This window comes from Salinivibrio kushneri, from assembly GCF_027286325.1.
GTDB lineage: Bacteria > Pseudomonadota > Gammaproteobacteria > Enterobacterales > Vibrionaceae > Salinivibrio > Salinivibrio kushneri_A.
In genome coordinates this window covers 756,857-771,412 of record NZ_CP114588.1, presented here as the reverse complement: position 1 = coordinate 771,412, position 14,556 = coordinate 756,857, and the positions used below count along the sequence as shown (strand labels likewise).

Annotated in this window: 14 protein-coding genes and 3 tRNA genes; 14 read left to right on the top strand and 3 right to left on the bottom strand. The window is 52.2% G+C overall.

Features of this window, described 5'->3' with window-relative positions:
• Positions 1–9 precede the first annotated feature (9 nt).
• The 8 genes from lolB (at position 10) to N8M53_RS03765 (ending at position 4,904) form a co-directional block, all read left to right on the top strand.
• Complete coding sequence (lolB, locus tag N8M53_RS03800; RefSeq protein WP_269579539.1) at positions 10–600, top strand: lipoprotein insertase outer membrane protein LolB; 591 nt, start codon at positions 10–12, stop codon at positions 598–600.
• Positions 593–1,450, top strand: a complete 858-nt coding sequence (gene ispE / locus N8M53_RS03795; RefSeq protein ID WP_269579538.1) for a 4-(cytidine 5'-diphospho)-2-C-methyl-D-erythritol kinase — start codon at positions 593–595, stop codon at positions 1,448–1,450. Before lolB ends, ispE begins: the two co-directional genes overlap by 8 nt.
• Positions 1,451–1,482: 32 nt before the next feature.
• On the top strand, positions 1,483–2,430 hold the full coding sequence (locus N8M53_RS03790) for a ribose-phosphate pyrophosphokinase (RefSeq protein WP_046073862.1): 948 nt from the start codon (positions 1,483–1,485) through the stop codon (positions 2,428–2,430).
• A gap of 193 nt (positions 2,431–2,623) precedes the next feature.
• On the top strand, positions 2,624–3,214 hold the full coding sequence (gene pth / locus N8M53_RS03785) for an aminoacyl-tRNA hydrolase (RefSeq protein WP_077599571.1): 591 nt from the start codon (positions 2,624–2,626) through the stop codon (positions 3,212–3,214).
• A gap of 24 nt (positions 3,215–3,238) precedes the next feature.
• Positions 3,239–4,330, top strand: a complete 1,092-nt coding sequence (ychF, locus tag N8M53_RS03780) for a redox-regulated ATPase YchF (RefSeq protein WP_077599572.1) — start codon at positions 3,239–3,241, stop codon at positions 4,328–4,330.
• A gap of 267 nt (positions 4,331–4,597) precedes the next feature.
• Positions 4,598–4,674, top strand: a tRNA-Met gene (locus tag N8M53_RS03775).
• A gap of 51 nt (positions 4,675–4,725) precedes the next feature.
• Positions 4,726–4,812 (top strand) — tRNA-Leu (locus N8M53_RS03770).
• Between the two features lie 17 nt (positions 4,813–4,829).
• Positions 4,830–4,904: transfer RNA gene (locus N8M53_RS03765), tRNA-Gln, on the top strand.
• Between the two features lie 62 nt (positions 4,905–4,966).
• On the opposite strand, the gene N8M53_RS03760 is transcribed toward N8M53_RS03765, so the two are convergent.
• A complete protein-coding gene (locus N8M53_RS03760) occupies positions 4,967–5,578 on the bottom strand; it encodes an HAD family hydrolase (RefSeq protein ID WP_269579537.1) in 612 nt (203 codons plus the stop codon).
• 21 nt (positions 5,579–5,599) lie between these two features.
• Complete coding sequence (locus N8M53_RS03755; RefSeq protein ID WP_269579536.1) at positions 5,600–6,760, bottom strand: 2-octaprenyl-3-methyl-6-methoxy-1,4-benzoquinol hydroxylase; 1,161 nt, start codon at positions 6,758–6,760, stop codon at positions 5,600–5,602.
• 283 nt (positions 6,761–7,043) lie between these two features.
• Here N8M53_RS03755 and miaB point away from each other — a divergent pair, with 283 nt between their 5' ends.
• The 6 genes from miaB (at position 7,044) to N8M53_RS03725 (ending at position 13,169) form a co-directional block, all read left to right on the top strand.
• The gene (gene miaB, locus N8M53_RS03750) at positions 7,044–8,468 is read left to right on the top strand and encodes a tRNA (N6-isopentenyl adenosine(37)-C2)-methylthiotransferase MiaB (protein ID WP_077599575.1); all 1,425 of its coding nucleotides are present in this window, start codon (positions 7,044–7,046) and stop codon (positions 8,466–8,468) included.
• Positions 8,469–8,522: 54 nt separating this feature from the next.
• A complete protein-coding gene (locus tag N8M53_RS03745; protein ID WP_077771038.1) occupies positions 8,523–9,608 on the top strand; it encodes a PhoH family protein in 1,086 nt (361 codons plus the stop codon).
• Complete coding sequence (ybeY, locus tag N8M53_RS03740) at positions 9,605–10,075, top strand: rRNA maturation RNase YbeY (protein WP_077599577.1); 471 nt, start codon at positions 9,605–9,607, stop codon at positions 10,073–10,075. The genes N8M53_RS03745 and ybeY overlap by 4 nt, the downstream gene beginning before the upstream one ends.
• 18 nt (positions 10,076–10,093) lie before the next feature.
• Entirely contained in the window at positions 10,094–10,966 is an 873-nt protein-coding gene (gene corC / locus N8M53_RS03735) for a CNNM family magnesium/cobalt transport protein CorC (RefSeq protein WP_077771039.1), read from the top strand.
• On the top strand, positions 10,953–12,518 hold the full coding sequence (lnt, locus tag N8M53_RS03730; protein WP_269579535.1) for an apolipoprotein N-acyltransferase: 1,566 nt from the start codon (positions 10,953–10,955) through the stop codon (positions 12,516–12,518). Before corC ends, lnt begins: the two co-directional genes overlap by 14 nt.
• Positions 12,519–12,590: 72 nt before the next feature.
• Positions 12,591–13,169, top strand: coding sequence for a lipid-binding SYLF domain-containing protein (locus N8M53_RS03725; RefSeq protein WP_269579534.1), 579 nt, complete (start codon positions 12,591–12,593; stop codon positions 13,167–13,169).
• A gap of 115 nt (positions 13,170–13,284) precedes the next feature.
• On the opposite strand, the gene N8M53_RS03720 is transcribed toward N8M53_RS03725, so the two are convergent.
• Positions 13,285–14,457: a DUF2066 domain-containing protein gene (locus N8M53_RS03720; protein WP_269579533.1), complete on the bottom strand. Its 1,173-nt coding sequence runs from the start codon at positions 14,455–14,457 to the stop codon at positions 13,285–13,287.
• Between the last annotated feature and the right edge of the window lie 99 nt (positions 14,458–14,556).

The window sequence follows — 14,556 nt, the reverse complement described above, 5'->3', positions numbered from 1 at the left end:
CTCGGTTTGATGTTCTCCTCTATACGCGTGAGCGTCTTGGCACTGTTTTTAGCGCTACTCGCGGGGTGTGCCACGGCGCCAGCCCCGACCACGGAATGGCAAAGCCATCACGATGCCCTTGGGTCGATAGATAGCTACACGGCACGGGGTAAGGTCGCGTTTATTGCCCCCAGCACGCGTTTTTCTGCCAATTTGTACTGGCGGCACTCGCCCGCCCAATCTCAACTGCGACTCACCAACTTTCTCGGCACCACCTTGCTGTCGTTAACCATGAATGAACAAGGTGCGGTCTTAATTGATGACCAAGGTAAGCGCTACCAAGATACCGATCCGGCCCGTTTGGTCACCTATTTGACCGGTGCCCATTTACCCATCGACGCACTTGCGCCTTGGCTGATTGGGTTACCACGCGCACAAGATAGTTTTTCGCTGGGGCCAGACAACCGTGTCGCGATCCTCAAAGGGGCGAAAGGTTGGGACATTGACTATCAAGATTACAGCGCTGATACACAGCCTGCGCTACCCACACGTATAACTCTGACCCGAGACCAGCAAACCGTTAAGTTGATGATTTCTGATTGGACGCTCGATAATGACTAAACCCACCTTTTGGCCCGCGCCTGCCAAACTTAACTTATTTCTCTACATCACCGGCCGTCGTGACAATGGCTATCATGAGCTGCAAACCCTGTTTCAGTTTCTTGACCATGGAGACACACTGGCTATTACGCCAAACGCAAGTGGTAAGATCAGCCTCAGCCCCGCAATAGAGGGAGTCAGTGAAAACGACAACTTGATTGTCAAAGCCGCGAAAGCGTTGCAGCAGCATACAGGGTGCCAACAAGGCGCACACATTGACGTGGAAAAACGCCTTCCTATGGGCGGCGGCCTGGGCGGTGGATCATCCGATGCCGCCACCACACTGGTTGCACTCAATCATTTATGGCAAACCCAAGTCAGTCAACAAACGCTGGCACAACTGGGCCTAACGCTGGGCGCTGATGTACCGATTTTCATTTATGGCCAGGCGGCAGTGGCTGAAGGCATTGGAGAGGTCTTTACGCCAGTTGCGCCACGCGAGAAATACTACCTGGTGGTGAAGCCTGACGTATCTATTTCCACCGCTGCAATTTTCACTCACCCAGAGTTGCAACGAAACACGCCAAAGCGCACAGTTTCTGCGCTAATGGCACAAAATTACGAAAACGATTGCGAAAAGATAGCCCGTAAACAATTCCCCGAGGTTGATAAGGCTGTTTCGTGGCTGCTAGAATACGCGCCGTCTAGGATGACTGGGACAGGCGCGTGCGTGTTTGCCGAGTTTGACACCGCACAAGATGCCCAGGCCACACTCGACACTATGCCTAACTGGCTGACAGGGTTTGTTGCACGTGGGTTGAATCGTTCACCCCTACTCGATGCGCTGCAGCAACAAACCGTCGGTCAGTGACTACTAAATGGATGCAACCCGAGGTTTCCACCGTGCCTGATATGAAGCTGTTCGCTGGTAACGCGACACCCGTTCTCGCCCAACGTATCGCAAACCGTCTTTACATGTCACTGGGTGACGCCACTGTAGGCCGTTTTTCTGACGGTGAAGTGTGCGTTCAGATTAACGAGAATGTGCGCGGTAGTGACGTGTTCGTCCTCCAGTCCACCTGCGCCCCGACCAATGACAACTTAATGGAATTGGTCGTCATGATAGACGCGTTTCGACGTGCATCGGCTGGCCGCATAACCGCTGTTATCCCTTACTTTGGTTATGCCCGTCAAGACCGCCGCGTCCGCTCCTCTCGTGTTCCTATCACCGCAAAAGTCATTGCAGATTTTCTTTCTAACGTGGGTGTTGACCGCGTCCTTACCGTTGATCTCCACGCTGAACAAATCCAAGGCTTCTTCGACGTGCCTGTCGATAACATCTTTGGTACCCCTGTTCTGCTTGAAGACATGCTGGCGAAGAACTTGGAAGATCCCGTGGTTGTGTCTCCTGACATTGGCGGCGTGGTGCGCGCACGTGCCACTGCGAAGCTGCTGGATGACACTGACATCGCCATTATCGATAAGCGCCGTCCACGTGCCAACGTCTCACAAGTTATGCACTTGATTGGCGATGTTGAAGGCCGTGACTGCATCATCGTTGATGACATGATTGATACCGGTGGCACCCTGTGTAAAGCTGCTGAAGCGCTGAAAAACCGTGGTGCTAAGCGCGTCTTCGCGTACGCGACTCACCCCGTTTTCTCTGGTGATGCACCGAAGAATATCGCTGAGTCTGTGATTGATGAAATCGTGGTGACTGACTCTACCCCACTGAGCGCCGAGATCCAGGCCACTGGCCGCGTATCGCAATTAACGCTCTCTGGTATGCTGGCCGAAGCGATTCGCCGCATCAGCAACGAAGAGTCGATCTCTGCGATGTTTAACTCGTAAGTTAGCCACTAGGCATTGAGTTAACCACAGCAACAGCGCCTAAGCGCCCTGCCCTTGTGCAGGGTGTTTTTTTATCTGCCATTTGCCGGTGCTGGCTCGACCCTTTAGTCACAACAATGGTAGGATATGTCGCCTTTTTGCGTGGGCGCGATGCTCACCGGCTACGATGAGTAGACAGATAGCGAGAAACGTCGTGAGTAATCAGATCCGCTTATTAGTTGGATTGGCCAATCCAGGGCCAGAATATGCCCAAACACGCCATAACGCGGGCGCTTGGGTCGTGCAAGAGCTTGCGCGGATCCACAATGCGCCGTTGAAAGAAGAAAAAAAATTCTTTGGTTTGACGGGCCGTATCAATGTCCACGGACACGATCTACGTTTGTTGATCCCAACCACGTATATGAATTTGTCCGGGAAGGCCGTGCAAGCACTGGCGAATTTTTACAATATTCCCGTCGACGCCATCATGGTGGCGCATGACGAACTAGACTTACCACCCGGTGTGGCCAAGTTTAAACAAGGTGGTGGGCACGGTGGCCATAATGGCCTGCGTGACATCATCAGCAAACTGGCAAATGATAAATCATTTTATCGACTCCGGATTGGTGTTGGCCATCCGGGTCACAAGGATAAGGTGGCGGGATATGTGCTTACCAAAGCCCCCGCCAATGAGCAGAACCTGTTAGAACAGGCCACTGACGAGGCTGTTCGCAGCCTTGAAATACTGCTCAAAGACGATCTTGCTAAAGCGCAAAATCGTTTACATACCTTCAAAGCACAGTAATTTTGATTAAAGGGTTACCATCTCATGGGTTTTAAATGTGGCATCGTGGGCCTACCAAACGTAGGTAAATCCACACTATTTAACGCACTGACCAAAGCGGGCATTGACGCCGCTAACTTTCCATTTTGTACCATCGAGCCAAACACGGGCGTGGTGCCTGTGCCTGACTTGCGCTTGGATGCGTTAGCCAAGATTGTGAACCCACAAAAAGTGCTACCGACCACCATGGAGTTTGTCGATATCGCCGGTTTGGTCGCGGGTGCATCACGCGGTGAGGGCCTGGGTAACAAATTCCTGGCCAACATCCGTGAAACCGACGCCATTGGCCATGTGGTGCGCTGTTTTGAGAATGACAATATTGTCCACGTATCAGGCAAAGTCGACCCTGCTGATGACATTGCCGTGATTAACACCGAACTGGCGCTCGCCGATTTAGAAAGCTGTGAGCGCGCGATGCAGCGCAACGCTAAAAAAGCCAAAGGTGGCGATAAAGACGCCAAGTTTGAGCTGACGGTACTGGAAAAACTGCTGCCCGTGCTCGAAGAAGGCAACATGTTGCGCTCGGTCGAGTTGAGCAAAGAAGAAGCCGCTGCGGTGCAGTATCTTAACTTCTTGACGCTCAAACCCACCATGTACATTGCCAACGTTAACGACGATGGCTTTGAAAACAACCCATACCTCGACAAAGTACGTGAGATTGCCGCGCAAGAAGGTGCCACTGTGGTAGCCGTGTGTGCGGAAATTGAAGGCGAAATTGCCGAGCTGGACGCTGAAGAAGCAGCTGCGTTCTTAGATGAAATGGGCCTTGAAGAGCCGGGCCTAAACCGCGTTATTCGCGCCGGTTACGAGCTGCTTACCTTGCATACCTATTTCACTGCAGGGGTGAAAGAAGTACGTGCGTGGACGGTGCCGATCGGCTCTACCGCGCCACAGGCGGCAGGTAAAATCCACACCGACTTTGAAAAAGGCTTTATCCGCGCCGAAGTGGTTGGCTATGATGATTACATTGCTAACAATGGCGAAAGCGGAGCCAAAGATGCCGGTAAGTGGCGTCTTGAAGGCAAAGAGTACATTGTTAAAGACGGCGATGTCATTCACTTCCGTTTCAACGTTTAACGCGCAAGCGTTAAGCCCCATGGGTGTGTTGTCGAGACCCCACCCTAATAATTTTGAGCCAGCCTACGGGCTGGCTTTTTTATTTGAATCGCACTAGCCACAGGCTAAACGTAAGCCTTGGACGCATATTGTTGGCAAAACCAGCACAAACTGGTGATTATTGCAGCCAACGAGATGAAAATCATAAAAAAATGGCCAGCCATACTTGACGCTCTAGCTCTCTATCCGCATAATCCGTTCCGTCTTAAGGCTTTCGCCTTACAGCGTGGCTACGTAGCTCAGTTGGTTAGAGCACATCACTCATAATGATGGGGTCACAGGTTCGAATCCCGTCGTAGCCACCATTTATTTTTGTAATTTGGCAGCGTTTTTTATTGCCGAGTTACCCACCTTTTGCGGAGGTGGCGGAATTGGTAGACGCGCTAGCTTCAGGTGCTAGTGTCCGAAAGGACGTGAGGGTTCAAGTCCCTCTCTCCGCACCAAGTTAGGCAACGCCTACTGGGGTATCGCCAAGCGGTAAGGCAACGGGTTTTGATCTCGTCATTCCCAGGTTCGAATCCTGGTACCCCAGCCATATTAAAAAGCCCACATCATGTGGGCTTTTTTGCGTTTAGAAGCTCATGTTTACCGCATCCACTACACCACGATTCCCAGCTTGGCCAGTTCTGCGCGACCTTGCTGTACATCGGTAAAGGGGATGCCCGCCATGCCGAGCGCTTTGGCACCCTCGACGTTCGCAACCCTGTCATCCAAAAACACACAAGAAGCTGGGTCGAGGTGGTAGTCATCTAACAAGCGTTGATAAATGGCGGGGTCGGGTTTTAAGCACCCTACTTCGGCTGACACGATGGCACCATCAAACAATGACCAAAACGCATAGCGCTGTTTTAAGAACGCCACGATTTCGCGCACATTATCGGTTAACGCATAAACCCCATATCCAGCCTCTTTGGCCGAGCGAAGCAAATCAACACTGCCGTAAAGACAAATTTGAGTCTGTTTGATGTAATAAAACAGCGCCTCAAGTTGTGCGGGGCTAAGCGCCGTATCATCGGCAAAACGTTGCTTGGCTTGCACCTCGGTGAGCCTGCCACGATTCAGCGCTTGCCAAGTATCGCTCTGGAAGATTTGATTGGCATAAGCGTGTGTATCCACCGCGTCCCCCAACGTTAGGCGGATAATTTCTTCTGGTGACCAACGCACGATCACATTGCCAATATCAAAAATAATGTTCTGGTAGCCCGTCATTTCACCTCCTTGTCACCAAGACTAGAGCCCTAGTGCATACTTCAACACCTGCTTTTTCACCGGACCACTGTGTTCAGCCAGTTTAAACACCGCATTACGTGCCAGTTTTAAAGGCGTCACTTGGTTACTGAACGCGGCATAAAACACATCCATCCCGGTTTGCATCATCATGTTATCGGTGCGGCGTGCTTTTTCGTATGCATTTAACGTTGACTCCACTTGCCATTCGGAGCCCGCATCGGCACACGCATCCAGCAATGCGGCAACGTCTTTAAAGCCTAAGTTCACCCCTTGCCCTGCCAGCGGGTTGATGGTGTGGGCGGCATCACCAATTACCACGACGCCATTGCGATGGTACTGCTGCGCATGACGGCGTGTTAGTGGAAACGCGCCCCAGTTGATTGGGGTGACGTCGCCCACTTGAGGTGGGAAATGGCTCACTATCTCGGCTTTAAGCTCTTCGGCATTGAGCTGGCACAACTGTTTAACTCGCGCTGGGCTGTCGTACCACACTAGCGAGGCGTTGTGGCCACAAAGCGGCAACAGCGAGCGCGGCCCGGTGGGGAAAAACTGCTGCCAGGTAATGTCCTGTTGGGGGGCGGCCGTTTCGACATGGATGAGCATACAATGCTGACGATAATCCCAGCTGGTAAGGCCTATTTGCGCGTAGTCTCGCACTTTGGAGTGGGCACCATCCGCGCCGATAAGCCAAGGGGCACTCAGAGTGTCACCACTGTCTAAGTGAATTTGATGCAGTTCGCCTGTTTGCGTGATGTTGGTGATCGAGGCCGGTGAGACGAGGTGCAAATTGTCAAAGCGATCAAACTGTTGCCACAGACCCAGTTGAATCAAGCGGTTCTCGACCATATATCCTAATTGTGGCAAGTCGAGTTGGTCAGCACTGAAACACACACGGCTGTCTTCCGCTTCCCAGGTTTCTAGGCGGCAGTACGGGCAAACACGCATGGCTTCAACACTGGCCCACGCACCGAGATCCTTGAGCAGGCTCACGGAGGCATGAGAAATCGCCGAAACGCGCAAATCCATCGGTTGTGAAGGTTCAAAAGGCGCTGGCGGCTGGCGCTCAATTAACGCCACCTGGCGACCTTGGCGAGCAAGCCCAAGTGCCGCCGCTGCGCCAACCATGCCACCGCCGACTATAATAACTTCAAATTGATTCATGACCGTCTCTTTGTGCCGTTGATGCAAGCATTCTACTGAAGGTAAACGAGAATTCGATATCAATCCGATCAAAGTGAGGGCAAATTCGCTTTTCCGAGCGGGCCTTTGTCGCGTTCGCTCAAACGTTTAGCCGGATCGACGTGATTTCTCCGAACCTGTGATCTGGTCAGCGATATTGGAAAGCAGTACAATACGCGGCTTGCCCAGCTGATTGACTGATTAAAAACCATACAGCTTGAAAGGGTAATGTCGTCCATAAGATTAACAATGAGCGTGAAGTTACATGGCTAAGAAACTGCTGATCAAAACCTGGGGTTGCCAAATGAATGAGTATGACTCATCCAAAATGGCAGATCTGCTCAATTCTGCCGGTGGCTATGAGCTGACCGAACAACCAGAAGACGCAGATGTTCTCCTTCTCAATACTTGCTCGATTCGAGAAAAGGCACAAGAAAAGGTATTCCATCAACTCGGGCGTTGGAAAACCCTCAAAGACAAAAACCCAGAGCTGGTGATCGGCGTCGGTGGCTGTGTGGCAACCCAAGAAGGTGACCATATTCGTGAGCGTGCGCCTTTTGTAGATGTGATTTTTGGTCCACAGACCTTGCACCGCCTGCCAGAGATGATCAAGCAGTCACGCTCGGATCATGCACCAGTGATGGACATTACGTTCCCAGAGATCGAAAAATTCGATCGTCTGCCAGAGCCCCGCGCAGAAGGGCCAACCGCCTTCGTCTCAATTATGGAAGGCTGCTCAAAATACTGTACGTTCTGCGTGGTTCCTTACACCCGTGGTGAAGAAGTCAGCCGCCCGCTCGATGACGTATTGTTCGAAATTGCACAGCTGGCCGAACAAGGTGTGCGTGAAGTTAACTTGTTGGGACAAAACGTGAACGCCTACCGCGGCGACACTCATGACGGTGATGTGTGCACGTTTGCGGAGCTGCTGCGTTATGTCGCGGCCATTGATGGTATTGACCGTATCCGTTACACCACCAGCCATCCGGTGGAATTTACCGATGATATCATTGAGGTGTATCGTGATACCCCTGAGGTTGCAAGCTTCTTGCACCTGCCGGTACAAAGCGGCTCAGATCGGATTTTGACCATGATGAAACGCCCGCACACGGCGATTGAGTACAAATCAAAAATCCGTAAATTGCGTCAGGCGCGTCCGGATATCACCATCAGCTCTGACTTTATCGTGGGCTTCCCGGGTGAAACCGAGCAAGATTTTGAAGCAACCATGAAATTGATTAAAGATGTCGATTTCGATATGAGCTTTAGCTTTGTTTACTCGTCTCGTCCAGGCACGCCGGCTGCCGATATGCCTGACGATACCCCAGAGCAAGTGAAAAAAGAGCGCTTGTACCGCTTGCAACAACAAGTGAACAGCCAAGCCATGCGCTATTCACGCATGATGCTGGATACCGAACAACGTATCTTGGTTGAAGGCCCATCACGCAAAAATCTGATGGAGTTGCGTGGTCGTACCGAGAACAACCGAGTGGTCAACTTTGAAGGCTCTGTCGATTTGATTGGCCAATTTGTTGACGTCAAAATAACCGAAGTGATGCCAAACTCGCTGCGCGGCGAGCTGGTTCGTACCGAAAAAGATATGGACTTGCGTGTCGCCGTCTCGCCAACCGAAATCATGGCGAAGACGCGCAACGAAAACGAGCTTGGTGTTGGTGTTTTCACGCCATAACGCGTTCATCAATTCAACGGCGCCGGCTAACCGGCGCCGAAAGCGAGGATAATCTTGTCTAAAATCATCTCTCTTGACCTGAACCTAGAACCTGCCGACAACACCCGTCTTGCCAACTTATGTGGCCCGTTTGACGATAATATCAAACAGCTTGAGCGCCGCTTGGGTGTTGAAATTAGCCACCGCCACAATGCATTTACTGTGATGGGTAAACCCCATACAGCCAATGCCGCGGTCGATATTTTAAAGCGCTTATACGTCGACACTGCCCCCGTGCGTGGCAGCTCTCCAGACATTGAGCCCGAAGCGATTCATTTGGCGATCAAAGAGTCGGGCGTGTTGGAGCAAAACACCGAGTCGAGCATTCCTTACGGTAAAGAAATCAACATCAAGACCAAAAAAGGGGTGATTAAACCGCGTACGCCCAACCAAGCGCAGTATATCGCCAACATGGTCAACCATGACATCACCTTTGGTATCGGCCCTGCGGGGACGGGTAAAACCTACCTTGCTGTCGCGGCTGCGGTTGATGCGCTTGAGCGTCAAGAGATCCGTCGTATCCTCCTGACCCGTCCTGCGGTTGAAGCCGGTGAAAAGCTAGGCTTTTTGCCCGGTGACTTGAGCCAAAAGGTCGACCCCTACTTGCGTCCGCTTTACGATGCGCTATTTGAAATGCTCGGCTTTGAACGGGTCGAGAAATTGATCGATCGTAACGTGATCGAGGTGGCACCTCTTGCTTATATGCGTGGCCGAACCTTGAACGATGCCTTTATTATCTTGGATGAGAGCCAGAACACCACAGTCGAGCAGATGAAGATGTTCTTGACGCGGATTGGCTTTAATTCACGGGCAGTGATCACCGGTGACGTGACCCAGGTCGACTTACCGCGCAATGCGCGCTCAGGCCTGCGCCATGCGATTGAAGTGCTCGCGGACGTTAACGAAATTAGCTTCCATTTTTTCCAAGCGGATGATGTCGTCCGCCACCATGTAGTCACCCGCATTGTTCAAGCGTACGACAAATGGGAAGCGGAAGACGCCAAAGCCCGTAAAGAGGCCGAGGCACGTCGCAGAGAAGCACGTGAAGCCCAGCAAGTTGCTGCGCAGCCTGCCACCACTAACTCACAGGATCCGTCATGAGCTACTATGTCGATGTGCAAATTGCCTGTGAGAACGAACAAGGCTTGCCCAGTGACGATCAGCTCCAAGCTTGGTTTGAACAGGCCGTGCGCACCGCTCGGCCCCAAGCAGAAGTGACGATACGCATCGTCGATGAGGGCGAGAGCCAAAGCCTTAATCGCGATTATCGCGGCAAAGATAAACCCACAAATGTGTTATCTTTTCCGTTTGATGCCCCTCCTGGGGTGGAGATTGATTTACTCGGTGATTTAGTCGTGTGTCGCCAAGTTGTTGAACAAGAAGCACAACAACAAGGTAAAGCACTGATGGATCATTGGGCACATATGGTTGTCCATGGTAGCTTACACTTACTGGGTTACGACCATATTGAGGATGATGAAGCCGAGCAAATGGAGGCGCTGGAGCGAGAGCTTCTCGCCGCTATGGGGGTCAGTGACCCTTATGCTAACGACTTCGTCGAGCGTTAACTAACTGAATGAAACTGAATGAACGACGATAATTCGCAAAACTCAGACGGTCCGAGTAGGAAGACCTTCTTCGAACGGCTGGGTCAGTTTTTCCAAGCTGATCCAAAAGACAGACAAGAGCTGGTGGACGTGTTCCGAGACTCAGAGCAAAACGCCCTGATCGATCACGACACACGGGACATGCTGGAAGGTGTGATGCAAATCTCTGACATGCGTGTGAGAGATATCATGATACCCCGTTCGCAGATGGTAATCGTTGAACGATCGCAGTCATTGGAAGCGATCATTAATATTATTATTGATGCCCAACACTCTCGTTATCCTGTGATCAGTGATGACAAAGACCATGTTGAAGGCATTTTGCTTGCGAAAGATTTGTTGCGCTATCTGCGCCCAGATGCCGAAGACTTTGACATCGAAAAAGTGTTACGCCCCGTGGTGGTGGTGCCTGAGAGTAAACGCGTCGATCGTTTGCTCAAAGAGTTCCAAGAAGAGCGCTACCACATGGCGATTGTCATTGATGAGTTCGGGGGCGTGTCAGGGGTTGTGACCATTGAAGACATTCTCGAAGAGATCGTCGGTGAGATCGAAGACGAGTACGACGACGAAGAGGAGCAGGAAATCCGCCAGCTCAGCCGTCATACGTTCTCGGTCAAAGCCCTGACGACCTTGGAAGACTTTAATGAGCATTTTGGCGCCCAATTCCAAGATGATGTGGTGGACACCATCGGTGGTCTGGTGATGACCAGCTTTGGCCATCTCCCTGATCGCGGTGAAGAAGTCGACATTGGTGATTATCACTTTAAAGTGACGGCTGCCGATAGTCGTCGTATCATTCAGCTACAAGTCACTATCCCAGACAGTAGCGAAGTTAACAGTGAAAACGCCTAACCGTTTATACCAAAGTGGGCAGTCATTACTGGCTGCCGCTTTTGGTGCCTCCGCCACCCTTGCCTTTTCCCCCTTCTCGTACTGGCCATTTATGCTGGTTGCTTTGTGGGGCTTATTCACCCTGTTACAAACCGCCTCGCCCAAGCGCAGTGCTTGGCTAGGATTCTGCTGGGGGCTCGGCCAATTTACCACTGGCGTTAGCTGGGTTTACGTCAGCATCGATCATTTTGGCGGCATGCCTGCCATTGCCGGCTTGTCGTTAATGGCATTGCTGATTGCTTACCTCTCCCTCTACCCGGCGTTATTTAGCGCATTGCTCAACAAACTGCCCATTCGCCAGCCCGGTATCAAGTGGGTTCTTCTCGCCCCCGCGCTATGGCTGGTGATTGATTGGCTTCGAGGCTGGGTGTTTACCGGCTTCCCTTGGCTATGGCCTGGTTACAGCCAAATCGACAGCCCACTGGCTGGCATTGCCCCGGTGCTCGGGGTACAGGGGATCACGCTTGTCTTGGCCGTACTGGCTGGCCTGCTCGCGAGCATCACGCCTCGCTGGGGACATTGGCGAGGAAAAGTACGTCATCGCGCCATTGCCGCAGGATTAGGGCTGGTCGCGGTCAGCTATGGCCTGGGTACGATTCAATGGGTAACAAAAACCGACCAACAGCAGCAAATTTCGTTAATTCAAGGCAATGTACCGCAAGCGCTGAAATGGCGCCCCGATCAACGCTGGCCAACGCTGATGAAGTACCTGGATTTCACCCGCCAGCATTGGGACAGTGATGTCATTATTTGGCCAGAAGCTGCCGTTCCCGCACTAGAGCGCGAACTGCCCCGCTTTTTCTCTCAACTTGATCAAGCTGCCAAGCATAACCAAACCACGGTGATCACTGGCGCACTCGACCAAAATGAACAGGGCGCGTACTTTAACAATGTACTGGCACTGGGCGCAGGCACTCCGGAATATCGCTATCCAGCGCCTACCCAATACAGCAAGCATCATTTGCTACCGTTTGGCGAGTTTGTCCCCTTTGAGGCGCTATTACGCCCGCTCGCGCCGCTGTTTAATCTGCCGATGTCATCATTTTCACCGGGCGAGCCGATTCAGCCCGCGCTGCCTGCCAACGGCTGGGACTACATTACCGCGCTTTGTTATGAAATAGCCTTTCCCGCGCAAATCCGCGACAACTTGAACGCGGGCAGCGACGCCATTATTACGCTATCGAATGATGCGTGGTTTGGTCGCTCGATTGGCCCCTGGCAACACCTTGAAATTGCACGAATGCGCGCACTTGAATTTGGCTTACCAGTGATACGGGCCACCAATAACGGCGTTACTGCCTTGGTGGATGAGCACGGCAAGCTCCAAGCGACGCTACCCCAGTTTGAAACTCAGGTGCTGACCACGCAAATAACCAGAACGGAAGGCATCACGCCTTATCGTCAATGGGGCAATACGCCGCTGTGGCTTTGGGTCATGATCAGTGGCGGTCTGGGCGTCATTGTCTGGCGTCGCGATACCCGTAAGCCAAGCAAAATCTCAACAAACCTCTGACATTGCCAGCAAGAGACTGACGTAACCTGATTGTGCTTTTGGTCATTTAGATTAAGCCATAAGGAGATAACCATGTTACGTCGTTCTCACCGCTGGTTTGCGTTGGTCATTGTCGCATTGACGGCATTGACCGGTTGCGCGACCAGCTCGCAGCAAGATCAGGTGCGTCAAGCCAACCTCGCGCGCGAACAGTTTAAGCAGTACCCACAAACCCAACCTTTCTTTGATAACGCCTACGGCTATGCCGTCTTTCCTTCTGTCGGCAAAGGGGGCTTTTGGGTAGGCGGTGCCTATGGTAAGGGCGTCGTATATCGCCAAAATGCGCCGGTCAGTGCCGCAGAGCTCAAACAGGTATCAGTCGGGCTGACCTTTGGCGGCCAAGCGTTCAGTGAAATTGTTTTCTTTAAAGATAAAACAGCGTACGACCGCTTTATGCAAGGGCAAGTGGAACTCGGTGCGCAAGCGTCAGCCACCGCACTAACGGAAGGAGCATCCGCGCAAACTGGCACCTCTGGCACCTCAGCCTTCGCCAGCAATCGTCAATCGCGGGCTTACTACGTGAATGGGCTCACGGTGTTTACCCACGCCAAAGGGGGGTTAATGGTTGAAGCTGCGCTGGCTGGACAGCAGTTCTCCCCTGCCAGCTGGTAATTGCTGACGGGGACTGAGAATAAAAGCTGTCAACGTATTTCAGGACGGGACAGACCCATCAAAAAGGCTAGCCGTGTAGGCTAGCCTTTTTTTGGGTGCCGTGATTGGGCAAGCCTTACGACTGCCAAACAAACCACAGACGCTTCTCCGCCGACGGTTGTGGCTCGGGAGCAGCCGTTTGTGTGCTGTTGCTCTCCCCCTGTTCGCCCGCCTTCTCATCTTGTTCCAGCTCAACAGCTGTCTGTGTGGTATGTTGCGCATCGCTGGCGGTTGGCGATGTGTTTGCGGTATAAGCCTCTTGCTCCTGAGAGGTCATTAAGCGCACTTCTCGGTTGGCGGTTAGCTCTTTAATCAGTGCTTGCTGTGACGCGGCCAACTGCGCATCGAATACCAGGGTGTCATCATTAAGCTGGCGTAAATGTACACCTTGTACCGCATTTAGGTTTGCCAGTGTTTTCTCGAGTGCGACATAATCATTGCCGTTATTAATACCACCGACCGCGATCACGACAGACGCGCTGTCTTCGTTTTGATCAAGGATAACGCCAGTTTGCTCCGCGTAATAATCGGCCAGTGAGTGAATCATTGTGGTGGCATCGCTTGCCTGCCCACGGGTTTGATTGGTTTGCATTTGGTTTGCATCAGGGAAAAGCTGCCAGCGAATACCTTGATCGGTCAGTTTGGCAATCACAATGCCGTCTGGCTGGTAACGCTCACTGGCTTGTTCGACCGGTTGGATAAACCCGCCCCACAAATCACTGCTCGAAATCGCCATCAGGTCATCAAAATCACCCACAGGGATCAGAACAGGTAACCCACGCAATGCCGCTGCCTCACGCAGCTTATCTATCACTGGGCGCTCACTTTGCTCCCAAATAATTTGCCGCTCCGCACCGCGGTCATCCACCAGCCACACCAGCACCGATGGGCGTGGGCTTCCCCACAAAGGGAGCCCTGCTTTGCGCAGTATGTCGTGCACCTGTTGGCTGTCAAACCCGACTTCTAATGTGCGCTGTGTAGCGCCATCCGCCCCTTGATCACGCTCACCGTAACCGAGCTGAGTGATTAAGCTATCTACCTCTTGCAGCGCTTGTTTAACTGCCGGGTTGTTTGACAGGTTTCGCTTGCCGGACACCTTGGTCAGTACGGCACTTAGCCCTTGTCTTTTTGCCGCTTGTTGGGACGTTTGCGCGCCATTATCAAGCGGAATGCTGGCGTGATAAAGGTCGTTTGCCAGCGCGCTAGGCAACCATAAACAGGCAATGAAGGCCAACACAAATCGATTCATAGTTTTTCCACATGGATAAATGGGATTCCAGCGATCATAAGCTGACAGCTCTAGGTTCAGCAATCCTTAATGGTAAAAAAGATAACGCAAACACGATAA

What these genes read in the sequence shown, in the direction of transcription:
- lolB (WP_269579539.1), top strand. Translation starts at nt 10, where the DNA reads ATGTTCTCCTCTATACGCGTGAGCGTCTTGGCACTGTTTTTAGCGCTA.
- ispE (WP_269579538.1), top strand. Translation starts at nt 593, where the DNA reads ATGACTAAACCCACCTTTTGGCCCGCGCCTGCCAAACTTAACTTATTT.
- ychF (WP_077599572.1), top strand. Translation starts at nt 3,239, where the DNA reads ATGGGTTTTAAATGTGGCATCGTGGGCCTACCAAACGTAGGTAAATCC.
- N8M53_RS03760 (WP_269579537.1), bottom strand. Translation starts at nt 5,578, where the DNA reads ATGACGGGCTACCAGAACATTATTTTTGATATTGGCAATGTGATCGTG.
- N8M53_RS03755 (WP_269579536.1), bottom strand. Translation starts at nt 6,760, where the DNA reads ATGAATCAATTTGAAGTTATTATAGTCGGCGGTGGCATGGTTGGCGCA.
- miaB (WP_077599575.1), top strand. Translation starts at nt 7,044, where the DNA reads ATGGCTAAGAAACTGCTGATCAAAACCTGGGGTTGCCAAATGAATGAG.
- ybeY (WP_077599577.1), top strand. Translation starts at nt 9,605, where the DNA reads ATGAGCTACTATGTCGATGTGCAAATTGCCTGTGAGAACGAACAAGGC.
- corC (WP_077771039.1), top strand. Translation starts at nt 10,094, where the DNA reads ATGAACGACGATAATTCGCAAAACTCAGACGGTCCGAGTAGGAAGACC.
- N8M53_RS03725 (WP_269579534.1), top strand. Translation starts at nt 12,591, where the DNA reads ATGTTACGTCGTTCTCACCGCTGGTTTGCGTTGGTCATTGTCGCATTG.
- N8M53_RS03720 (WP_269579533.1), bottom strand. Translation starts at nt 14,457, where the DNA reads ATGAATCGATTTGTGTTGGCCTTCATTGCCTGTTTATGGTTGCCTAGC.